Below are 21,040 nucleotides of genomic sequence, written 5' to 3'. Positions count from 1 at the left end.
ACACGGCGGTGCCATGCTCGGGGGATGCAGCGGCACATCATCACCGGAGCCCACGTCGCCACGGTCGACGCGGCGGGCACTGAGCACGCGGGCGGACACGTCGTCGTCGACGACCGGCTGATCACGGCGGTCGGCGCGGGGGCGCCTCCGGCCTGGGCCCTCGAGGGCCGCGCCCCCACCGGGCTGCCGGCCCAGGAGCCGGTGACGATCACGCGCGTCGACGGACGCGGACACCTGCTCACCCCGGGCCTCGTCAACACGCACCACCACCTCTACCAGTGGCTCACCAGGGGCTGGGCGCAGGACTCGATCCTCTTCGACTGGCTCGTCGCGCTGTACCCCGCGTGGTCGCGGATCGACGCCGACCTCACCCGCTCGGCGGCCCTCGGCGCGATGGGCGTGCTCGCGCGCTCCGGGTGCACGACCGTCGGCGACCACCACTACGTGTTCCCTCGCGGATCCGGCGACATCGTCGGCGGGATCGTCGACGCGGCCTCGACCCTCGGGCTCCGGCTGCACGCCACCCGCGGCTCGATGGACCTCGGCGAGTCGCAGGGCGGACTGCCGCCGGACTTCGCCGTCGAGACGACCGCGGCGGCGCTGGAGGCGAGCGGCGCGGCCGTCGAGCGCTACCACGACGCCTCCTTCGACTCGATGGTGCGCGTCGCGATCGCGCCGTGCTCGCCGTTCTCGGTCACTCCGGATCTGCTCCGCGAGTCGGCGGTGCTCGCCCGGCAGCTCGGCGTCCGGCTGCACACCCACGGCTCCGAGACGATCGAGGAGGACGCCTACACCCGGGAGGCGTTCGGGATGTCGCCCACCGACTACCTCGAGTCGCTCGGCTGGCTCGGTGACGACGTCTGGATGGCGCACTGCGTGCACCTCGACGACGACGCGATCGCGAAGTTCGCGGCCACGGGCACCGGAGTCGCGCACTGCCCGTCGTCGAACGGCCGGCTCGCGGCGGGGATCGCGCCGATCCCGCAGCTGCTGGCGGCCGGGGCGCCGGTGGGGCTCGGTGTCGACGGTGCGGCGTCGAACGAGTCGGGTCAGCTCGGCATCGAGATCCGCGAGGCGGTCCTGATGAACCGGCTGCGCGCCGGCGCCGACCGGATGAGCGCCCGGCAGGCGCTGTCGGTCGCGACGATCGGAGGCGCGCGGGTGCTCGGCCGGCAGGACGAGATCGGCTCGATCGAGGTCGGCAAGCTGGCCGACCTCGCGCTCTGGCGGGTCGACGGGATCGAGCACGCGGGGATCGCGGATCCGGTCGCAGCGCTCGCGCTCGGGTCGCAGCCCCCGCTGACGCTGCTGCTGGTCAATGGGCGGCCTGCCGTGACGGAGGGGCGGCTCGTCCACGCGGACGAGGACGCGATCGCCCGCGAGGTGGCCCGCGCGAGCGCGGAGCTGGCCTCCCGGGTCTGAGCGATCGGCCGGGCTGTCCTACTGGCGGTGGTGGGGTCTCGATACGCCGCCTGCGGCGGCTACTCGACCAGCAGGCAGGAGGCATGACGAGTCCTGGCAGGCACGTCGCCGGCCCGTTGATGGAGTAGCCCGCGCAGCGGGCGTATCGAGATCCACCTCCCTCGAGAGAGGAGCGGAGCGGACCCCGGCCACCCGGCTCAGCCCGGGGGCGCCTCCGCCGAGACGGAGCGGACGGGGGCGGCGTCGGGGTGCAGGAGGCGCCACACCCGGTCGCGCGACAGCGGCAGCTCGTGCGGGCGCACGCCGATCGCGTCGCGGACGGCGTTCGCCAGCGCCGGGGCGACCGGGTTGTAGGGCGCCTCGCTCATCGACTTCGCGCCGAACGGGCCGAGCTCGTCGGCCGTGTCGGCGAAGAGCACCTCCGTCGTCGGCACGTCCGCCATCTGCGGGATGTGGTAGTTCCGGAGGATCGCCGTGGTGACCGTGCCCGCGCCGTCGAGGATCACCTCCTCGTAGAGCGCCGAGCCGATCGCCTGGGCGACTCCGCCCTCGACCTGCCCCCGGCACTGCTCCGGGTTGATGACGAAGCCCGCATCCGCGGCCTGCACCGACTGCAGGATGCGGACCTCGCCGGTCGACTCGCGGACGGCGACGCGGAAGCCCTGGACGTTGAACGCGAGCGAGCGCTGAGCGCCGTCCTCCGTCCCCGTCGCGCTGACCGGTCCGCCGGCCGCGAGCGCGAGATCGCCGAAGGTCACCCGCGTGCCGTCCGGCGCGAGCAGCCCCTCGTCGTCGGGCTCGAACTCGCCGCCCTCGACCCCGGTGAGCCGCTTCGCGAGCGAGCGCAGGTCGGCGAGCAGCCGCACGGCCGCGGCGTAGACCGCCTTGCCGGCGACGACCGTCCCCGCGCTCCCGAACGCGCCGGTGTCGTAGCGCGCGGCCGCGGTGTCGGACTGCCGGATGCGCACCCGGTCGGCCGAGGCGCCGAACGCGCTCGCGACGAGCTGGGTGTGCACGGTCGTCGTCCCGTTGCCGAACTCGGAGGTGCCGACCCCGATCGTGAGCACGCCCTCGGCGTCGACCTCGACGGTCGCCTCCGAGAAGTGGCCGCGCGGAGGGATCGTGGCGATCATCGCGACCGCCATGCCCTCGCCGATCCGCCAGTCGGGCCCCTCGGGGCCCGCGTCGGCCCGGCCGCGCGCGAGCGCCGCCTCCGTGAGGTCGAGGCACTGGTCGAGTCCGTAGGAGGCGAAGCCGATGTCGTCGCCCTCGACGTGCGTCACGACGAGCGGGTCGCCGGGGCGCACCGCGTTGATCCGGCGCAGCTCGAACGGGTCGATGCCGAGCTCGCGGGCGAGCTGGTCCATCGCCGACTCGATGCCGAAGATCACCTGCCCGAGTCCGTAGCCGCGGAACGCGCCGGAGGGGAGGTTGTTCGTGTACACCGCCTGCGCGTCGACGCGCTTGTTCGGCGCGTTGTAGGTCGCGACCGACTCCGACGTGCCGTGGAACATCACTCCGGGCCCGTGGTTGCCGTAGGCGCCGGTGTCCGAGAGGACGTCGACCGTCATCGCCGTCAGCGTCCCGTCGCGGCGGGCGCCGAGCGTCACGTCGACGCGCATCGGGTGCCGGCACGGGGCCATCGTGAACTCGTCGGTGCGGGTGAACTCGTACTGCACGGGACGCCCCGTCGCCAGCACGGCGAGCGCGACCACGTCCTCCGTGAGGATCTCCTGCTTGCCGCCGAAGCCGCCGCCGACCCGCGCGGTGAACACGCGGACGCTGTCGGGCGAGCGGTCGAAGATCCGGGCGATCTCGTCGCGGACGAGGAACGGCACCTGGGTCGAGGTCCGCAGCACGAGCTGGTCCCCCTCGAGCCAGCCGACCGTGCCGTGGGTCTCGAGCGCCGTGTGCGCGACCCGCGAGGTCCGGAACCGTCCCTCGACGACCACGTCGGCCTCGGCCAGCCCCTGCGCGACATCGCCGTACTCGCCGTGCAGCTCGGCGACGACGTTCGAGCCCGGGTCCGCGATCCGCGACGCGATCGGGTCCTTCTCGCCGTGCAGGAGGGGTGCGCCGGGCGAGCGCGCCTCCTCCGGGTCGAAGACGGCCGGCAGCACCTCGTACTCGACCTCGATCGCGCGGCAGGCGATCTCGGCCCGGGCGACCGACTCGGCGACCACGACGGCGACCCGCTGCCCGCGGAACCGCACGACGGTGTCGAGCATCCGCGTGTCGTCGGGGTCGTCGAGCCGCGACTCGTGACGGGCCGTCGAGTAGAGCAGATCCGGCACGTCGGAGGCGGTGAGCACGGCGACGACGCCCGGCATCGCGGCGGCCGCGCGGGTGTCCATCGACACGATGCGCGCGTGCGCGTGCGGGCTCGGCAGCACCTTCAGGTGCAGGAGCCCGGGCACCGCGACGTCGAGCGTGTAGGGCTCACGGCCCGAGACGATCCGGCGGCCGGCGGGGGCGCCGAGCGAGCGGCCGACCCGGGACTCGTCGGCGGTCGGGCGTCCGGTGCGGCGGACGGGGGACAGGCCGCTCGGGTGCTCGCACGAGCCTCCGCACGAGTGCCCGCCGGTCACCGCCTCGTGGATCGCGCGGTAGCCGGTGCAACGGCAGAGGTTGCCCTTCATCAGCCGCGGGACGTCCTCGGGGCGCGCGCCCTCGATCGCTGTGGCCGTCACCACCATGCCCGCCGTGCAGAATCCGCACTGGAACGCGCCGGAGTCGACGAAGGCCTGCTGCACGGCGCTCGGCTCCTCCGCGGTGCCGAGACCCGAGGCCGTCGTCACCTCGCGGCCCTCGAGGCGGTGCGCGGGGTAGAGGCAGGAGTGGAAGGGCGTGCCGTCGACGAGCACCGAGCAGGCGCCGCAGTCGCCCGCGTCGCAGCCCTTCTTGACCTCGAAGTGATCGTGGTCGCGCAGCAGGGTGCGCAGCACCTGACCGGGGCGCGGTGTCGCGTCGACCGCCTCGCCGTTGACGGTGAACCTCATGCGGCGCTCCCTCCGAGCTCCCGGCGGATCTCCTCGGCCAGCACGAGCACGACGGCGTGCCGCCAGTCGGCGGCGCCGTGCGGATCGGTGAACCAGGTCGCGATCGCGTCGACTCCCTCGGCCAGCTCGCCGGCGGAGGGGACCGCGGCGAACCGCAGGACCTCGGGCCTGATCGTCGCGCCGGTCACGCAGAGCACGAAGCCGCCGTCCGCGTCGACCCGGCCGATCACCACGGCGCCGGAGCGGCCGAGCGGCGACAGGGCGATCTTGCGGAACGCGGTGCGCGCCTCCAGAGCGTGCGCGGGGAACTCGATCGAGCGGATCACGTCGCCGTGGCCCAGCGTCGTCGTCATGTTGCCGATCACGAGCTCGGCGACCGGGACGAGGTCGTCGGAGCCGTCGGCCCGCCAGATCAGCGCCTCGGCGTCGAGGGCGGCGGCCAGGCCGATCATGGGGCCGGCGGGGAGCGCGTTGGCGATGTTGCCGCCGACCGTCGCGACGTTCCAGATCTTGAACGAGCCGAGCAGGGCTGTGCAGCACTGGAAGAACAGCGGGCCGCGGTCGGGCATCGCCGCGAGCTCGGTGAAGGTGCAGGTCGCGGCGATCGAGAGGCCTGCGGGAGTGCCGCGGATCGGCTCCCAGCCGAAGCCCTGCAGGTCGAGGAGCTCCTCGAGGTGGTCGTGCGGGAGGGAGAAGACCCAGGAGCCGCCTCCGATCACCGCGGTGCGCGGCCCCATCGCCGCCAGGTCGGCGCGCTCGTGCACGACGCGGACGCGCTGGATGGTGTTCAGGTCCATGCCGCACCTCTCGCCGGAGCCCGCGGGATGCGGACCCCTCCAGTCAACCTCAGACGTGTGACACCCGTGTTACCCGGGCCTGTCGCCGGGAGCCCGGCCCGGCGCACCCCCTGGCGGATCCGCCAGTCCAGGGAAGCCGCGCCCATCGAGGCGGCCGGGAGGAGCGGGCGGCCTCGACGAGAGCGGGTTCCCCCGCCCGCGCTCAGCCGAGCGACGCCACCCACTCCGAGCTGCCGTCGACGAACGACTGCTCCTTCCAGATCGGGACCGACGCCTTGATGTCGTCGACCAGCGCCGCGCACGCCTCGAAGGCCGCCGCGCGGTGCGCAGAGGCGACCGCGCACGCCAGCGCCAGGTCGCCCACGACGAGGTCGCCGACCCGGTGCACCGCCGCGATCCGCACCGCGGGGAAGCGCTCCGCGATCCGCTGGGCCGACGCGAGCAGCGCGGCGGGCGCCTCCGGGTGCGCCTCGTAGTGCAGGCGGAGCACGCCGCGCCCCTCGTCGTGGTCGCGGACGACCCCGGCGAAGGTGACGACCGCGCCGTGGGCGGGCGAGTCGACGGCGTGCTCGCACTCGTCGACCGTGACGGCCTCGTGGGCGATGCGGGCGAGCGCGACGGACTCAGCGGACATGATCGCCGCCTCCGAGCTGGTCGAGAAGGTGGCCGATGACCGGGTCGAGCACGCCGATGCCGTCGCGGACCCCGCCGGGGGAGCCGGGGAGGTTGACGATCACGCTCGAGCCCGAGACTCCCGCCCTGCCGCGGCTGAGGATCGCCGTCGGCACGTGCCCCGCCCCTCTGGCGCGGATCGCCTCGGCGAGGCCGGGCAGCTCGCGCTCGATCAGCGGCGCCGTCTGCTCGGGGGTGACGTCGCTCGGGGCGACCCCCGTCCCTCCGGTCGTGACGACGATGTCGACTCCGGCGCCGATCGCGTCCGAGATCGCCTCGCCGACCGCGTCGCCGTCGGCGACGACGACCACGCGTCCCGCCCAGCCCCGGCTCTCGAACCAGGCGAGCAGCGCCGGCCCGGTGCGGTCCTCGTAGACCCCCGAGGCGGCGCGGGTGGAGGCGACCACCGCGACCGCGCGCCGGGTCACGCCGCGCTCCACGAGCCGCTGCGGCCGCCGGCCTTGGCGAGCACGCGGACGTCGGTGATGACGGCGCCGCGGTCGACGGCCTTGAGCATGTCGTAGACGGTCAGCGCCGCGACGGTGACGGCCGTGAGCGCCTCCATCTCGACTCCGGTGCGGCCGCTCGTGCGCACCCGCGCCTCGATCCGCACCCGGTCGCCGCTCGGCTCGAGATCGATGTCGACCCCGTCGAGCACGAGCGGGTGGCACAGCGGGATCAGCGTCGAGGTCGCCTTCGCGCCCATGATCCCGGCGATCCGGGCCACTCCCAGCGCCTCGCCCTTGGGCAGCTCGCCCTGCGCGAGCAGCCGCACGACCTCGGCGGTCGTCACGACGAACCCCTCGGCGACCGCGGTGCGGGCGGTCACCTCCTTGCCTCCGACATCGACCATGTGCACGGCGCCGTCGCCGCGGACGTGGGTGAGGCTGGTTCCCTCAGTCATCGATCCTCCAGATCTCGACCGTGTCGCCGGTCGCTGCGCGTTCCGTCCCGACGGGGACGTGGATGAGCACGTTCGAGCGCGCGTAGGACGCGAGCAGGTGCGAGCTCGGGCCTCCGACCGCGTGCACGAGGCCCTCGTCGTCGAGGACCCCGCGTCTGATCTGGTGCAGGTGCGCGGGCGAGTCGAGCGGGGCGCCGAGCCGCGCCCGCAGCCGGGGGCGCTCGGCCGGCAGCCGTCCGGCGAGCGAGCGCAGCACCGGGCGGAGGAACACCTCGAACGACACCAGCGCGCTCACCGGATTGCCGGGCAGCGAGACGATCGCGAGATGCGCGTCGTCGGACACCTTCACGAGGCCCAGGCCCTGCGGCCCGCCGGGCTGCATCGCGACGTGGCCGAACTCCGACCCGGCCGGCCCGAGCGCGTCGCGGACGACCTCGTAGGCGCCGGCGCTGACTCCGCCGACCGTGATCGCGAGGTCCGCCTCCGCCGCGTGCTCCCGGAGGAGCTCCAGGAGGTCCTCGGCCCGGTCGCTGCCGCACGGCACGACGATCGGCAGGGCCCCCGCCTCGCGCACGGCCTCGGCGAGCAGGGAGCCGTTCGCGTCGTAGATCTGCGCGTCCTCGAGCAGCGCGCCCGCGGGGCGGATCTCGTGCCCGGTCGGCACGACGAGGACGCGGAGCCGGGGGAGGACCTCGACCTCGTTGAGGCCGAGGGAGGCGAGCAGCCCGTAGTGCGCGGCGCGGAGGGTCGTCCCGGCGGGCAGTGCGAGATCGCCGCTCCGGGCGTCGCTGCCGCGGGTGCGGACGTAGGTCGAGGCGACGACCGGCGCCGAGAAGGCGACCCGCGCGTCGCCGGAGCCGGTCCCGGGGAACCGCGGCGGATCGACCCGCTCGATCGGCACGACGGCGTCGGCGCCGACGGGCAGCGGCGAGCCCGTCATGATCGGAGCGGCGGTGCCGGGCTCGAGGCGGGGCGCGCGATCGCCCGCCGGGATCGGCGCCACGACCGGCAGCACGACCGGGCTGTCGGCGGTGGCCGCGTCGAGATCGGCGGCGCGCACGGCGTAGCCGTCCATCTGCGAGTTGTCGAAGCGCGGCAGATCGAGCGGGGCGCTGACCGAGCGGGCGAGCACCCGGCGGTCGTAGGCGCCCGGGTCGGCGGCGACGGAGGCGGGATCCAGCGTCAGCGGCTCGCGGGCGCCGCGCTCGGCGAGGGGGGCCAGCAGCGCGCGCACCCGGGCGGCGTGCATGTCGATCGAGGTCATCGCGTCCTCTCCGGCGCTCGCCCCGGTGGTGGTCGGGGCCGGAGTCCATCCTGCCGGGTCGCGCGCAGATCCGGCGCGTAGTCTGTCCGGATGAGCACAGCACTCGGGATTCCCGGCATCCGGCCCCGGCAGCGCGGATCCGAGCTCCCCGCCGATCGCCCTGCGACTCCGCTGCTCCTCGACACCTACGGCCGGGTCGCCGACGACCTGCGCATCTCGCTGACCGACAAGTGCAATCTGCGCTGCACCTACTGCATGCCCGCCGAGGGCCTGCCGTTCCTCGCGCCGGCGTCGCTGCTGACCCGCGAGGAGATCGTGCGTCTCGCGCGCATCGCCGTCGAGCAGTTCGGCGTGCGCCAGATCCGCTTCACGGGCGGCGAGCCGCTGCTGCGGAAGGACCTCGTCGACATCATCCGCGACGTCGCCGCGATCGAGCCCCGCCCCGAGATCTCGCTGACCACGAACGCGATCGGCCTCTCCGGCCGGGCGGAGGCGCTCGCCGCGGCCGGGCTCGACCGGGTCAACGTGTCGCTCGACTCGATCTGCGCCGAGACCTTCGCCAAGGTCACCCGGCGCCCGTTCCTCGATCGGGTGCTCGCCGGCATCGACGCCCTCGGCCCCGCGGGGCTCGCGCAGACGAAGATCAACGCCGTGCTGCTCCCCGGGATCAACGACCACGAGGCTCCGGAGCTGCTCGCCTGGGCGCTCGCCGGAGGCCACCAGCTCCGCTTCATCGAGCAGATGGCCCTCGACGCCGATCACGGCTGGGATCGCGACACGATGATCACCGCCGAGGGCATCCGCGCGCTGCTCTCCGAGCGCTTCACCCTCACCCCGCACGCGGCTCCGCGCGACGGAGCGCCGGCCGAGCTGTTCGACGTGCACGAGGCGGGCGTCCTCGAGGGGCCGGTCCTCGGGCAGGTGGGCATCATCGCCTCCGTGACCGAGCCGTTCTGCGGCGACTGCCGGCGCACCCGGCTCACCGCCGAGGGCGGTGTGCGCAGCTGCCTCTTCTCGAACGAGGAGACCGACCTGCTGAGCCCGATGCGTGCGGGCGCCGACGACCACGAGGTCGCGCAGCTCTGGCGCGGCGCGATGTGGGCTAAGCCGGCGGGCCACGAGATGAACCGGGTGGGCTTCGTGCAGCCCGAGCGCACGATGAGCGCGATCGGCGGATGAGCGTGCGGGTCCGCTACTTCGCCGCGGCGAAGGCCGCTCTGGGGCGCGCCGGCGACGAGTTCGACGACGTGCGCGACCTGGGTGCGCTGGAGGCGCGGCTGGTCGCCTCCGCGCCGTCGGCCGCCGCGGTGCTGGAGCGGTGCACGTACCTCGTGGGCGGCGTGTCGACGACGGATCGGGCGACTCCGCTTGAGGCGGACGCGACTGTCGACGTGCTGCCTCCGTTCGCGGGCGGCTGAGGCGCGCGCTCGTTCGAGTGCGCGTGCGGTCTGCAGGCGTCGGTGCGATCAGCTCCTGCAGACCGCACGGCCGTTCAGCCCCAGGCCGCCGCGCCGCCCACCAGCGAGTCCGCCGCGACTCCCGCCGCCGCTGCGCGCTCCGCCGCCGCCCGCGAGCGCACCCCCGACGCGCAGTACAGCACCAGCGGCCCCGCGGGCAGCGTCCCCGGGTCGAACCGCGACATCGGCATCCGCACCGCACCGGGCACCGTCACCGACCGGTCCTCCGCGTCCTCGCGCAGGTCGACCACCGTCGGCGGCACCGCCCCCGCCAGCCGGGCCCGCAGCTCCGCGGCCGTCACCGACCCCGCGCCCACGACCCGTGGAGGCACGACCGGCACCGCGCGCACGAGCGGCAGCTCCGTCCACGATCCGTCGAGCGCGTCGTGCACCAGCACCCGGCCGAACAGCGGCGTGCCGACCCCGGTCACCAGCTTGACCACCTCGCTCGCCATCGCCGAGCCGATCGTCGCGCACAGCGTCCCGAGCACGCCGACCGTGGCGCAGCTGTCGGCCGAGTCCTCCGCTCCCGGGTGCAGGGCGCGCAGAGTGACGCCTCCGCCCGGCGCCGCGACCCAGAACGTCGAGAGCTGCCCGTCGAAGCCGAGCGCCGACCCCCACACGTGCGGGATCCCCGCGCGGGTCGTCGCGTCCGACGCGAGGTAGCGCGACCCGAAGGTGTCGAAGCCGTCGACGACGACGTCCCAGCCCTCGACGAGCTCGTCGGCGTTCGCCGAGGTGAAGGCGACGGAGTAGGCGCGCGCGTCGATCCCCGGCGAGAGCCGCCGCGCGGTCGCGGCGGCCGACTCCGCCTTCGAGCGGCCCACCGAGCCGCTGTCGTGCGCGGTCTGCCGCGACAGGTTGGACGGCTCGACGACGTCGGAGTCGACGATGCCCAGGCGGCCGATGCCCGCCGCGGCGAGCGCCGTGATCACCGGCGAGCCGATGCCTCCCGCGCCCAGCACCAGCACGCGCGCGTTCGCCAGCCGCAGCTGGCCCTGCTCGCCGAACAGCCTGATCTGGCGGGCGAAGCGCTCCCGGTCGCTGTCGGTCAGGCTCATGCGAGCACCGTCTTCCACTGGCCCTCGACGGCGACGGCGGTGAAGCCCACGGCCTCGTTCACAGCGAGCATCGGTCGGTTCTCCTCGGCGTTCCAGGTGTAGACGGCGCGGCAGCCCGTCGCGGTCAGCTGCCCGAGGGCGTCGAGCTTCAGCAGCATGCCCAGGCGGTGCCCGCGGTGCTCGGGCAGCACGAGCGTGTCGCCCCACAGCGCGGGGCGGCCCGGGAGCAGATCGATCGTGCAGTAGCCGACGAGCCTGCCGCTGCCGCGGTGCAGGACAGCGGAGGCGAGTTCGACACGTCCTCCCGCCTCGGCACCGCGCTCGTGGGCTGCGAGGCGCTCGCGGGTCCAGGTCTCCTCCGGCACCGAGAGCCCGGCCGACGGCGCCTGCGTGCTCATCGCGGTCCGGAGCAGCAGCAGGTCGTCGATCCACTCCGGGGGAGTCCGGCCGCGCCAGTGCAGCACGTCGTACCCGGCGCTGTGCCCGAGAGCCGCTCGGAGGCGGTCCTCGAACGCCTCGAGAGGCAGCCGCGCGACGCTGACCCGCTCGACCTGCTCGAGACTCCAGCGACGTGCGATCAGCCAGCGCGCGCCGGGGTCGGCGGAGGGGACCGAGCCCGCTCCGGACAGCGGCTCCCGCCGGTCGCCCGCCGCGTCCGCGCGGTGCGAGGTCCAGGTCTGCAGCACGCGGCGGCCGAGGTCGGCCGCGTCCGCGCTCAGCCGATCGAGCAGCGCCGTCCCGACGCCGCGTCGCCGCTGCTCGGGGAGCACCGCGATCGAGAGCCACGCGGCGTCGTCCTGCGCCTCGGCGCTCCAGTGCAGTTCGCCGCTGCCGACGGCGCGGCCCTCCACCTCGGCGAGGTAGGCGCGCTGGGGCGAGAACTCCTGCTGCCGCCACTCCCCGAGGTTCGTCTCGGGGGAGTAGCCGAGATCGTCGGTGCCCGTGCCCTCCGCCTCGACCGCGTTGCCGATCGCGGTCAGCGCGACGAAGTCGTCCCAGCCCGCGGCGCCCGGGCGCTCGGGGATCGGGAGGGCGCGGACGGAGAGGCGGGTCACCTCCCCAGTGTGCACTCCCGCACGGGTTCCGGCGCGTGCGCTGGACCGGCGTCCTCCCTCGCTCGGGGTCGTCTCGGGCAGGCGCGCTCAGGGCGCCCGCTGGAGGCGCCGCAGGATCCGCAGGACTCCGAGGAACCCGAGCAGCCCGACGAACGCACCGCCCAGGTCGAACAGGCGCAGGTTCGGTGCGAGCAGCGGGCCGGAGTCGCTGACGACCAGGACGATCGCCAGGACGACCGCGGTCAGGGAGATCAGCACACCGACCACCTCGGCCACCAGTCCGCCGACGAATCCCCGGTCCCCCTCCTCGGCGAAGGTGCGCAGCCGCACCCCGAGAGTCCCTCGCTCGAGATGCTCGGACAGCCTCTCGATCCGTCGGGGGATCCGTCGTGCGTACGCGGCCCCGACGGCGGCCTGCGCCTGAGCCGACGCGGCGATCCGCTTGAGGCTCAGCATCCGCTTCACCAGCGTCGGCACCCGCTCGAGCGCCCGCTCCATCAGATCGAAGTCCGGGACGAGCACGTGGAGGCAGCCCTCGAGCGTCGCGAAGCTGCGGAAGGCGGAGCTCAGCGTCGAGGGAAGCGCGATCCGATGCTGCCGGATGACGTCGAGCATCATCGTGAAGATCGAGTCGTGCTCGCCGCTCTGGTACCGCGCCCGTGTCAGCACCTGCCCGATGTCGTGGCGGAACCCGTCGAGGTCGGCCCCGTCCGGCACGTCCACGATCAGCAGCAGGGCGTCCGTCGCGGCGATGTCGTCCTCGCTCGCCGCCGCGAGCAGCAGAGCGGCGAGGTACTCGCGCTGACTCCGCTCGACGACTCCGACCGCTCCGAAGTCGATCAGGCCCAGCGTGCCGTCCTCCCGGAGGATCACATTGCCGGGATGCAGATCAGCGTGGAAGACGCCGTGCACGAGGATCTGCTCGAGGACGACGTTCATGAGGCCGAGCGCGAGAGCCTCTCTCCGGGGTTCCGGGAGCTGTGCGAGACGGCCTGCGGCGCGGCTGAGCGGAAGACCGTCGACGCGGTCCATGGTGATCATCCGCCGCCCGCTCGCCTCCGGGTGGACCTCGGGCACCGAGATCCGCACGTCCTCGACGTCCGAGTGCTGGGCGACGGCGGCGAGAGTGGCGCGGATCATCTCGGTGTTGCGGAGTTCGACGCCGTAGTCGAGCTCATCGAGCAGGGTGCTCGTGAAGCCCCGGGCCACGGAGACGGCCCGCAGCTCGCGGCCCTGCCGCGTGTGGAGCTCGGCGCTCTCGGCGAGACGGAGGACGATGTCGACATCGGCCTCGACCTGCGCTCGGGCGGTCGGCCGCTGCACCTTGATCACGACGTCCCGTCCGTCGAGCAGCCGGGCCGTGTGAACCTGAGCGACGGATGCCGCGGCCAGGGGCGTCTCGTCGATGGAGGCGAACACCTCCTCTATCGGGCGGCCGAGCTCGTCCGCGATCTCCGATCGGATCGTCTCCCAGGGCAGCGTCGTCGCGCCCGACTGCAGAGACGCGAGCGCGCCGAGGTAGGGCTCGGGGATCAGGTCGCGGCGCGTCGAGAGCACCTGCCCGAGCTTCACGAACGTCACCCCCGAGGCGTTGATGGCGTCGACGATCGCTCTCGCACGCTGCTGGGCCGTGGTCGCACTCGGCCCCGTGCTCGACCGGTCGTGGAAGATCCAGCCGAGGCCGTGCCGCGAGGCGATCGCGAGGATCTGGAGGTAGCGCTTCGTGCGCCGGCGTCGCCGGATTGCGCCGCGAACGACCTCGATCGGATTGCGGAGGGAGGCGGTGGGCCAGAAGAGCTCCAGGGCGACCAGGGCGCCGACGCCGAGGGCGAAGATCCACGCGACCGCCACCACGACGGTCAGGATCGCGACCCACGCCGAAGTGGCGTCCGTCGCGCGGCCGGCCGACACGATCCCTGTCTGCTCGCTGACCCAGACTCCGAAGGGGAGACCGGTCGCGAAGACCAGCAGGCCGACGACCACGCTCCGCGGCCACCCGACCGGCGCACCGAGGACGCGACGGCTGACGGCACCCACGGCGAGCGCGGAGAGCACCGCCAGGAGGACGATGAGAACAGTGGCGGCCACGGCGACCTCTCGAGCGGCGACGGCAGTGCGGGCTGTGCGAGCTGCCCGGCCCATCGAACCATCCACGAGCGCCGGAGCGACAGAGCCCGGCCGATCGCACGCCCGGGCTCTCGGTCACGATCCGGGCACCACCCGGATCGGCGGAGCTCCTCTCGGCGCCCCTGCCGGCTCCACGTGCACTCCGGACATCCTCGACGCCGCGACCGGATCGCGGCCCCCGCGAACGGACGGCCCAAGACAGCAGATCGCCCCGCGCCGTCTCGATCATCAGCAGCGCTGATCCTCCTGGAGGCGGCGGCCCAAGCGGTCATCGGAGTCGTGCTGCTCGTGGCGGAGGCCGGAGGCATCGATCGCGACTGGAGCGGTCCGGTTCCCCTCGCCGTCGTCGCCGCGCTCACCCCGCCCTGCGGGAGTCTCGCCCGCTGGCGCGCGAATCCCCCATCGCGATCTCCAGGAGCGCCGCGGAGAGGCTGTCCGCCTGGCAGCGGATCGCGGAGGCGACGAGAGCGGCGACGTCGTGCCCGTCGGCGGTGGCGACGAGGACGACGGCTCGTCGGTCCTCGGGCACCGCGGAGATGCTCGGCTCTGCGTGCGCCTTCCTCGGTGCACGCGATCACGACGACCCGTCCGTCCGCCGCCGAGGGACCCGTCTCGACGAGGCCGTCCCTCTCGAGGCGCGCGACCAGCCGTGAGACCGCTCGACGTCCCCACCCGCTGGCCTCGGCGACGGCCCCGGAGGACACTCCGTCCGACGTCGCGATGGTCACGAGCGCGAGGATCTCCTCATTGTCGGCCCAGTCGCTTCCGAAGGCGCGATCGACAGCGAGGGTCATCTCGTCGCTGAACCGCCCCAGCTGCTCGGCGACGTCGCTGAGATCCTGCGGAGCGACAGATCGGGTCCAGAGGGCCCGATTCGAGCACAGGCGCATTCCGACGTGCCGCAGAAGGGGGCCGTGGTGTCGGGAGATGACGTTCGGATCTGTCTTGAATCTGTCTACGGTCGTCCTAGGGTTCGCCGTTGTCGTCCCTACCGACGCGGCAGGGAAGGAGGCGGACGATGTCACGAGAAGAGCACGCACGCGAGGGCGCGCAGTCGGTCATCCCGGACGACGAGATCCTCGACGTCGCGGTGGTGATGCCCCGGGGGTCGACCCGCTCCAGCGTGCTGGGAGCAGCGGTGGGCGTCGGCCTGGGGGGAGGCGATCACGCGGCGTGGGGAGTCGCCGGCGGGATGATCGCTCAGCGGGCCGCGAGCGCGTCGAAGGGCAGCTACCCGTCGATCGTCCTCGCCGTCTCGGCGACCAGGCTCTACGTTCTCGGCCGCACCTCCACAGGTCTGGTCGGCGGGTGGAAGAACCTGCACCCGGTGGCGCACATCGATCGGAGCGACCTCGAGGTCTCCCGCCGCCACAGCGGCACGGTCCGGGTCATCGAGCTGAAGGACACGACGACGGGCACATCGCTCGAGTTCGAAGCGCAGAACGTCGGCGGCCTCGGTCTCGGCGACCTCCTCGCAGAGCTCGACAAGTAGCGCTCCCCGGGTCCCCGAGCGACCGATGAGCACACGCTGCCCGCTTCCGGCAGGGTCGCCGACCGGACCGGGGAACGCATGAAATCGCCGGGACGCCCCGCCAGCGTGACGGTGGTCGCCGTGCTCGCCTGGCTGGCCGGCGTGACCCAGGTCGGACTCGGGACCCTGGTCCTCGCCGGCGTCCTCGCTCCGTCGGGCGTCTCCCGTCCGGCGATCTGGCTGATGATCGTCGTCGGTGCGGTCACGCTTCTCGTGAGCTTCGGCCTGTTCGGCGGCAGCAACGCCGCGCGGGTCCTGGTGACGATCTCGCTGTCGCTCTCCCTGGTGAGCGCGATCCTGCAGGCGCTCCTCTCGTCCTCGCCCGACGCCGTCGTCGGTGCGGTGATCACGGGAGTGCTGGCCCTCATCGGTCTGCTGCTGCTCTACACCGCCCGCGCCGATCGATTCTTCTCCTGACGGGCGGCAGGTCGCCCCAGGACCGGTCCTCTCCCTCCGGCCACAGGTCCTGCTCCCGACGACCGGCACTCGCCTCCGGCGACAGTCCCGTCCTCCGCGCAGCGGTCGCACCGCTCTCGAACCGCACGACGGCGAGGAGCTCCCCATGACGCAGACGACAGAGCACGACCGACCCGCGACCCGCGGCCGGCGCGGCTTCTGGGACAGGGGCGGGTGGTGGAGGGCGGTCCTGATCGCCGTCGTCGACATCGCCCTCGTCACCGCAGCGGGGCTCCTGCTCCGCCCCCTGGCGGAGGCTCCGTCGGCGCCTTCTGCGCCCGCGTCGGTCCGGAGGCGACCAGCGCCCGACCTCGCGCCGCGCCGTCCCGGGCGGGTCGGCGCACCAGCCTCCCGGCCCAGCGGCGCCCGTCGAGTACCGTAGGGGTGTTTTCGACCGGGAGCGAGGCGGGCACGGGTGTATCTGAAGAGCCTGACCCTCAAGGGGTTCAAGTCCTTCGCTCAGCCGACCACGTTCGCCTTCGAGCCCGGCGTGACGTGCGTCGTCGGCCCCAACGGCTCGGGCAAGAGCAACGTCGTCGACGCGCTCGCCTGGGTGATGGGGGAGCAGGGCGCCAAGACCCTCCGCGGCGGCAAGATGGAGGACGTCATCTTCGCGGGCACCTCCACCCGCGGCCCCCTCGGTCGCGCCGAGGTCGCGCTCACCATCGACAACACCGACGGCGCGCTGCCGATCGAGTACACCGAGGTGACCATCACCCGCACGCTCTTCCGCAACGGCGGCAGCGAGTACGCGATCAACGGCCGCTCCTGCCGTCTGCTCGATGTGCAGGAGCTGCTGAGCGACTCCGGTCTCGGGCGCGAGATGCACGTGATCGTCGGCCAGGGACAGCTCGACGCGGTCCTGCACGCGACTCCGGAGGAGCGCCGCGGCTTCATCGAGGAGGCCGCGGGGATCCTCAAGCACCGCCGCCGCAAGGAGAAGACCCTCCGCAAGCTCGACGCGATGCAGGCCAACCTCACTCGCCTCTCCGACCTCGCCGGAGAGATCCGGCGCCAGCTCAAGCCGCTCGGCCGCCAGGCGGAGGTGGCCCGCCAGGCCCAGACCATCGCCGCGGTCGTGCGCGACGCCCGCGCGCGCCTGCTCGCCGACGACGTGGTGACCCTCCGCACCGCCCTCGACGGCTTCGCCCGCTCCGAGAGCGAGCGGCACAGCGAGCGGATCGTGCTGCAGGAGAAGCTCGAGCAGTCGACGCTGCGGATGGCGCGCATCGAGTCCGAGATGGTCGGCGATGCGGTCGACGACGCCCGCCGCACGACCTTCGAGCTCGAGTCGGTGCAGGAGCGGCTGCGCAATCTGTCGGCGCTCGCCGGGCAGCGTCTCGCGCTGCTCGAGCTCGAGTCGGAGCAGCCGCAGGCGCAGCCGCGCGTCACTCCGCAGCTGATCGAGGAGGCGCGGGACGAGCTGGAGCGCCTTCGGCAGGGCGTGATCGACGCCGAGGCCGGCTGGGCCGCGGCGCAGCAGGCGACCCTCGCGGCCCGCCGCGCCCTCGACGCGGTCGACGACGAGATCGCCGCGCAGTCGGCCCTGGTCTCCCGCCACGATCTCGAGATCTCGAAGCTCACCGGCCAGGCCGACACCGCGGCGTCGCGGCTCGCGGCGGTGCGGGGCGAGGTCCTCCGCGCGCAGAACACCCTCGACTCCGCCGTGCAGCGGCGCGAGGCCGCCCAGCGCCAGCTCGATGCGCTCGAGGACGAGATCGGCGAGGCGGGCGGGGGCACCGACGGCACCCTCGATGAGGGCTACGAGCTCGCGCAGTCCTCGGTGTTCGAGGCGGAGGGCGAGATCGAGCGCCTCCGCGAGGATCTGCACGCGCTCGAGCGCGAGCGCGACGGGCTCGCCGCCCGCACCAGCGCCCTCTCGCTCGCCCTCGATGTGAGCGACGGCTCGGCCGAGCTGATCGCGACGCGCCTCGACGGCATCAGCGGCCGGGTCGCCGAGCGGATCCAGGTGCGCCCCGGCTACGAGGCCGCGATCGCCGCCGCGCTGGGGGTCGCCGCCGACGCCGTGCTCGCCGACACCCTCGAGCACGCGGAGGCGGCGCTCGACGAGGCGGTCCGCCGTGAGCTCGGCCGGGTCGAGCTGCTGGTCGCCGACGCGGCACGGCCCCCGCTCGCTCTCGACGTCCCCGAGGGGGCGGTGCGCGCGGGCGACCTCGTCTCCGGTCCCGCGGGAGTCCTCGCGCTCCTCGAGCAGATCGTGGTCGTCGACGACCTCGCCGCGGCACGGAGGCTGTGGCCGGCGTTCTCGGGAGGCGAGCACCCCGTCACCGTGGTCACCCGCGACGGAGCGGCCGTCTCGGACGTCGTCCTCAGCGGCGGCGCCGGCGGGCAGCGGAGCCGCCTCGAGCTCGTCTCCGAGCGCGACTCCGCCGCGAGCCGCCTCGACGAGATCGAGGGGAGCATCGACCGCCTCCGCTTCGAGCTCGCCGAGCAGACCGGCGCGCTGAAGGCAGCGAAGGAGCAGTCCCGGCTCGCCCTCGCGGCTCTCCGCGAGCACGACGCCGCCCGGGCCGCCCACACCGAGCGACTCGGCCGGGTGCGCGCGCAGCTCGAGGCCTCCGTCGCCGAGCACGGCCGCGGTGAGAAGGCGCTGACGATCGCCTCCGAGCGGGTCGGCGATGCCGAGCAGGCGGCGCACAGGGCCAAGAGCGAGCTCGACGTCGCACGCTCGCGGCCCCGGCCGATCCTCGACGTCAGCGGCCGGGACGGTCTGCAGGGCGAGGTGGATGCGGCCCGCGAGCGCGAGATCGAGGCGCGGCTCGGAGTGGAGACGGCGAAGGAGCGCGTCCGCGCCGAGCAGTCCCGCGGCGAGGCCCTCGCCCGTCAGCTCGCGGCCGACCGCGCCGCCGCCGACGAGGCCGCCCGCCGCGCGGTGATCCGGAGGCGTCAGCACGACGCCGCGGCCGATGTCGTCGGCGCGATCCCCGCGGTGCTCGCCTCCGTCGACCGCTCGGTGCAGCAGGCGCGCGCCGAGCTGGTGCAGGCCGAGGCCGCCCGCTCGCAGCAGAACGCCGAGCTCCAGGTGCTCCGGCGCGAGGAGGCGGTGCTCCGCGACCGCCTGCAGTCGGTGACCGAGAGCGTGCACGGGCTCGAGCTGCAGATCTACGAGAAGCGGCTGCAGCTGTCCGGTCTGCTCGAGCGCGCGGGATCCGAGCTCGGGCTCGTCGAGGACGTGCTCGTCGCCGAGTACGGACCGGAGGTCGGCGTGCCGGACGAGACCGACGACGACGCCCCCGACCGCCCGTTCGTCCGCGACGAGCAGCGCCGGCGCCTCGACCGGGCCGAGAAGCAGCTCGGCCAGCTCGGCCGCGTGAACCCGCTCGCCCTCGAGGAGTTCGCCGCGCTCGAGCAGCGCCACGTGTTCCTCACCGAGCAGCTGACCGACCTGACCAACACCCGCCGAGACCTGATGACGATCATCGAGGAGCTCGACGAGACCATGCAGACGGTCTTCGCCTCGGCGTTCGACGACACCCAGGCCGCGTTCGCCGACGTGTTCCCGGTGCTCTTCCCGGGCGGCACCGGCAGCATCCGCCTCACCGACCCCGCCAACCTGCTGACGACCGGCATCGAGGTCGCGGTGCGCCCGGCGGGTAAGAAGATCGAGCGGCTCTCGCTGCTCTCGGGAGGCGAGCGCTCGCTCGCCGCGGTCGCCTTCATGGTCGCGATCTTCAAGTCGCGGCCGAGCCCGTTCTACATCATGGACGAGGTCGAGGCGGCCCTCGACGACGCCAACCTGGGACGCCTGCTGAGCATCTTCCAGGACCTGCGGACCTCGAGCCAGCTGATCGTGATCACGCACCAGAAGCGCACGATGGAGATCGCGGACGCCCTCTACGGCGTCTCGATGCGGCAGGACGGAGTGTCGGCCGTCGTCGGCCAGCGCGTGGAGGCGCCGGCGGTCTGACGCGCGATGTGCGGTCTGCGGGCACCCGTGCGGGTGTGCAGGTCTGTGCGGAGTGCGGGCACGATCCCGTCTGACCTGTCCCGGGATCTGGGGCGCCGACGAGTACGCGGAACCGTCCCGCTACCGAGCCGAGCAGACGAACGGATCACGACCCCCACCGACACCGGCCGCGCGAGCGTGCTCAGCTCTGCCTCCTCCTCCGCACCCGCCGAGCCGAGTCCGACGAGGATGCACCTTCCGCCGCGGCGCCCGGGCCGAGCGCCGCGCTAATCTGGGCCGCATGCGCGCAACCGTCCGGGATGTCGCCACTCGTGCCGGGGTGAGCCCGAAGACCGTCTCGAACGTCATCAACGGCGTCGTGTTCGTGAGGCCCGGCACCCGGGAGCGCGTCGAGGCCGCCATCGCCGACCTGCACTACGTGCCCAACCTCAGCGCGCGCGGTCTGCGCAACGGCCGCTCCGGTGCGGTCGCCCTCGCCTTCCCCGACCTGACCACCGAGTACTCCGCCGCCATGCTCGACAATTTCGTCGAGGCCGCCCATGAGCGCGGGTGGTCGATCCAGATGGAGCAGACCGGCAGGCGACCCGACCGCGAAGGTGAACTGCTCTCGCGCGCGCGCGAGCACCTCATCGACGGCCTCATCCTCAACCCGGTCAGCCTGAAACTGAGCGCCATCGTCGGTGCCGCCGAGCTGCCCCCGATCGTCGTGATCGGTGAGGTGGAGCAGGATCTCGTCGACAGGGTGGCCGTCGACAGCGTCGCCGCCGCTCGGGAGATGACCGAGCACCTCCTCGCGCGCGGCCATCGGCGTATCGCCGTCGTCGGAACGGACGGCCCCGGCTCCGATCGGGCGTCAGCGCGAGCGCGGACGCAGGGCTACCGCGAGGCCCTGGCGGCTGCGGGTGTGCCGAACGACCCGGCCCTCGAGATCATGACGGTGGACTGGGTTCCGAGCGTGGCCGGGGAAGCGTTCGCCCGCGCGCTCGACGCGGGAGTCGAGATGGATGCCGTCTTCTGCTTCACCGACTCCATGGCGGTGGGAGTTCTGAGCATCCTGTTCGCGCGGCACATCCGGGTGCCGGAGCAGATCGCCGTCGCCGGCTTCGACGACGTGCGCGGCGGCCGCTTCGCGTCCCCTCCGCTGACCACGGTGTCCTTCGACAAGCGAGCCTTCGCTGAGGCCGCGCTGTCGATGCTCGCGGAGCGGATCGCCGACCGGTCCCTCCCACCGCGCCAGATCTTCATCCCGCACGAGATCATCGCGCGGGCGTCCACCGCGACGGCTCGAGCCGCCGCGGACTGATTCTGCGAGGCGACTCGCAAGAAATCCTTGACTCCCCGTTACAACGATGTAACGCTGCTGATCA

The 21,040-nt window shown here is 73.5% G+C and carries 18 protein-coding genes; 8 read left to right on the top strand and 10 right to left on the bottom strand.

The window, feature by feature from the left end; translation table 11 throughout:
- Nucleotides 1-24: 24 nt before the first annotated feature.
- Entirely contained in the window at nucleotides 25-1,422 is a 1,398-nt protein-coding gene (locus GSU68_RS10155; RefSeq protein WP_159907953.1) for an 8-oxoguanine deaminase, read from the top strand.
- A gap of 197 nt (nucleotides 1,423-1,619) precedes the next feature.
- Here the strand turns inward: GSU68_RS10155 and GSU68_RS10150 are convergent, their stop codons facing one another.
- The 6 genes from GSU68_RS10150 to glp form a co-directional block, all read right to left on the bottom strand.
- Nucleotides 1,620-4,421 carry a molybdopterin-dependent oxidoreductase gene (locus GSU68_RS10150; RefSeq protein ID WP_159907950.1) on the bottom strand — a complete coding sequence of 934 codons (2,802 nt, stop codon included), beginning with the start codon at nucleotides 4,419-4,421 and terminating at the stop codon, nucleotides 1,620-1,622.
- Complete coding sequence (locus GSU68_RS10145) at nucleotides 4,418-5,218, bottom strand: FAD binding domain-containing protein (protein ID WP_159907947.1); 801 nt, start codon at nucleotides 5,216-5,218, stop codon at nucleotides 4,418-4,420. The genes GSU68_RS10150 and GSU68_RS10145 overlap by 4 nt, the downstream gene beginning before the upstream one ends.
- A gap of 202 nt (nucleotides 5,219-5,420) precedes the next feature.
- Entirely contained in the window at nucleotides 5,421-5,852 is a 432-nt protein-coding gene (locus GSU68_RS19635) for a molybdenum cofactor biosynthesis protein MoaE (protein ID WP_167305283.1), read from the bottom strand.
- Nucleotides 5,842-6,318 (bottom strand): MogA/MoaB family molybdenum cofactor biosynthesis protein, encoded by a 477-nt coding sequence (locus GSU68_RS19630; RefSeq protein ID WP_167305282.1) that lies wholly within the window; start codon nucleotides 6,316-6,318, stop codon nucleotides 5,842-5,844. The genes GSU68_RS19635 and GSU68_RS19630 overlap by 11 nt, the downstream gene beginning before the upstream one ends.
- On the bottom strand, nucleotides 6,315-6,794 hold the full coding sequence (gene moaC / locus GSU68_RS10135) for a cyclic pyranopterin monophosphate synthase MoaC (RefSeq protein ID WP_159907944.1): 480 nt from the start codon (nucleotides 6,792-6,794) through the stop codon (nucleotides 6,315-6,317). Before moaC ends, GSU68_RS19630 begins: the two co-directional genes overlap by 4 nt.
- Nucleotides 6,787-8,058 (bottom strand): gephyrin-like molybdotransferase Glp, encoded by a 1,272-nt coding sequence (gene glp, locus GSU68_RS10130; protein ID WP_159907942.1) that lies wholly within the window; start codon nucleotides 8,056-8,058, stop codon nucleotides 6,787-6,789. Before glp ends, moaC begins: the two co-directional genes overlap by 8 nt.
- 90 nt (nucleotides 8,059-8,148) lie before the next feature.
- Here glp and moaA point away from each other — a divergent pair, with 90 nt between their 5' ends.
- Together moaA and GSU68_RS10120 are read left to right on the top strand one after the other, a co-directional pair.
- On the top strand, nucleotides 8,149-9,237 hold the full coding sequence (gene moaA / locus GSU68_RS10125) for a GTP 3',8-cyclase MoaA (protein WP_159907939.1): 1,089 nt from the start codon (nucleotides 8,149-8,151) through the stop codon (nucleotides 9,235-9,237).
- The gene (locus GSU68_RS10120; RefSeq protein WP_159907937.1) at nucleotides 9,234-9,476 is read left to right on the top strand and encodes a MoaD/ThiS family protein; all 243 of its coding nucleotides are present in this window, start codon (nucleotides 9,234-9,236) and stop codon (nucleotides 9,474-9,476) included. Before moaA ends, GSU68_RS10120 begins: the two co-directional genes overlap by 4 nt.
- A 74-nt stretch (nucleotides 9,477-9,550) precedes the next feature.
- On the opposite strand, the gene GSU68_RS10115 is transcribed toward GSU68_RS10120, so the two are convergent.
- The 4 genes from GSU68_RS10115 to GSU68_RS19625 all read right to left on the bottom strand — a co-directional run bounded on the left by GSU68_RS10115 (nucleotide 9,551) and on the right by GSU68_RS19625 (nucleotide 14,287).
- On the bottom strand, nucleotides 9,551-10,576 hold the full coding sequence (locus GSU68_RS10115) for a HesA/MoeB/ThiF family protein (RefSeq protein WP_159907935.1): 1,026 nt from the start codon (nucleotides 10,574-10,576) through the stop codon (nucleotides 9,551-9,553).
- Nucleotides 10,573-11,631 carry a GNAT family N-acetyltransferase gene (locus tag GSU68_RS10110; RefSeq protein ID WP_159907932.1) on the bottom strand — a complete coding sequence of 353 codons (1,059 nt, stop codon included), beginning with the start codon at nucleotides 11,629-11,631 and terminating at the stop codon, nucleotides 10,573-10,575. Before GSU68_RS10110 ends, GSU68_RS10115 begins: the two co-directional genes overlap by 4 nt.
- 87 nt (nucleotides 11,632-11,718) lie before the next feature.
- Entirely contained in the window at nucleotides 11,719-13,719 is a 2,001-nt protein-coding gene (locus tag GSU68_RS10105; protein ID WP_159907929.1) for an AarF/UbiB family protein, read from the bottom strand.
- Between the two features lie 394 nt (nucleotides 13,720-14,113).
- Nucleotides 14,114-14,287 carry a hypothetical protein gene (locus GSU68_RS19625; protein WP_167305267.1) on the bottom strand — a complete coding sequence of 58 codons (174 nt, stop codon included), beginning with the start codon at nucleotides 14,285-14,287 and terminating at the stop codon, nucleotides 14,114-14,116.
- Between the two features lie 489 nt (nucleotides 14,288-14,776).
- Here GSU68_RS19625 and GSU68_RS10095 point away from each other — a divergent pair, with 489 nt between their 5' ends.
- From GSU68_RS10095 to GSU68_RS10075, 5 genes are all read left to right on the top strand, one after another.
- A complete protein-coding gene (locus GSU68_RS10095; RefSeq protein WP_159907923.1) occupies nucleotides 14,777-15,250 on the top strand; it encodes a hypothetical protein in 474 nt (157 codons plus the stop codon).
- Between the two features lie 78 nt (nucleotides 15,251-15,328).
- Nucleotides 15,329-15,706, top strand: a complete 378-nt coding sequence (locus tag GSU68_RS10090; protein WP_159907920.1) for a hypothetical protein — start codon at nucleotides 15,329-15,331, stop codon at nucleotides 15,704-15,706.
- A 145-nt stretch (nucleotides 15,707-15,851) separates the two neighbouring features.
- Nucleotides 15,852-16,127: a hypothetical protein gene (locus tag GSU68_RS10085; protein WP_159907918.1), complete on the top strand. Its 276-nt coding sequence runs from the start codon at nucleotides 15,852-15,854 to the stop codon at nucleotides 16,125-16,127.
- Between the two features lie 33 nt (nucleotides 16,128-16,160).
- The gene (gene smc, locus GSU68_RS10080) at nucleotides 16,161-19,673 is read left to right on the top strand and encodes a chromosome segregation protein SMC (RefSeq protein WP_159907915.1); all 3,513 of its coding nucleotides are present in this window, start codon (nucleotides 16,161-16,163) and stop codon (nucleotides 19,671-19,673) included.
- A gap of 280 nt (nucleotides 19,674-19,953) precedes the next feature.
- Nucleotides 19,954-20,976 carry a LacI family DNA-binding transcriptional regulator gene (locus tag GSU68_RS10075; protein ID WP_159907912.1) on the top strand — a complete coding sequence of 341 codons (1,023 nt, stop codon included), beginning with the start codon at nucleotides 19,954-19,956 and terminating at the stop codon, nucleotides 20,974-20,976.
- Nucleotides 20,977-21,040: the final 64 nt, after the last annotated feature.

The sequence above is a fragment of the Rathayibacter sp. VKM Ac-2759 genome (assembly GCF_009834225.1).
GTDB lineage: Bacteria > Actinomycetota > Actinomycetes > Actinomycetales > Microbacteriaceae > Rathayibacter.
The sequence above is the reverse complement of the archived record's forward strand: the minus strand, read 5'-3'. Positions and strand labels throughout refer to the sequence as shown.

Coding starts and splice junctions, on each gene's coding strand:
- GSU68_RS10155 (WP_159907953.1), top strand. CDS start 25: ATGCAGCGGCACATCATCACCGGAGCCCACGTCGCCACGGTCGACGCG.
- GSU68_RS10150 (WP_159907950.1), bottom strand. CDS start 4,421: ATGAGGTTCACCGTCAACGGCGAGGCGGTCGACGCGACACCGCGCCCC.
- GSU68_RS10145 (WP_159907947.1), bottom strand. CDS start 5,218: ATGGACCTGAACACCATCCAGCGCGTCCGCGTCGTGCACGAGCGCGCC.
- GSU68_RS19635 (WP_167305283.1), bottom strand. CDS start 5,852: ATGTCCGCTGAGTCCGTCGCGCTCGCCCGCATCGCCCACGAGGCCGTC.
- moaC (WP_159907944.1), bottom strand. CDS start 6,794: ATGACTGAGGGAACCAGCCTCACCCACGTCCGCGGCGACGGCGCCGTG.
- glp (WP_159907942.1), bottom strand. CDS start 8,058: ATGACCTCGATCGACATGCACGCCGCCCGGGTGCGCGCGCTGCTGGCC.
- moaA (WP_159907939.1), top strand. CDS start 8,149: ATGAGCACAGCACTCGGGATTCCCGGCATCCGGCCCCGGCAGCGCGGA.
- GSU68_RS10120 (WP_159907937.1), top strand. CDS start 9,234: ATGAGCGTGCGGGTCCGCTACTTCGCCGCGGCGAAGGCCGCTCTGGGG.
- GSU68_RS10115 (WP_159907935.1), bottom strand. CDS start 10,576: ATGAGCCTGACCGACAGCGACCGGGAGCGCTTCGCCCGCCAGATCAGG.
- GSU68_RS10095 (WP_159907923.1), top strand. CDS start 14,777: ATGTCACGAGAAGAGCACGCACGCGAGGGCGCGCAGTCGGTCATCCCG.
- GSU68_RS10090 (WP_159907920.1), top strand. CDS start 15,329: ATGAAATCGCCGGGACGCCCCGCCAGCGTGACGGTGGTCGCCGTGCTC.
- GSU68_RS10085 (WP_159907918.1), top strand. CDS start 15,852: ATGACGCAGACGACAGAGCACGACCGACCCGCGACCCGCGGCCGGCGC.
- GSU68_RS10075 (WP_159907912.1), top strand. CDS start 19,954: ATGCGCGCAACCGTCCGGGATGTCGCCACTCGTGCCGGGGTGAGCCCG.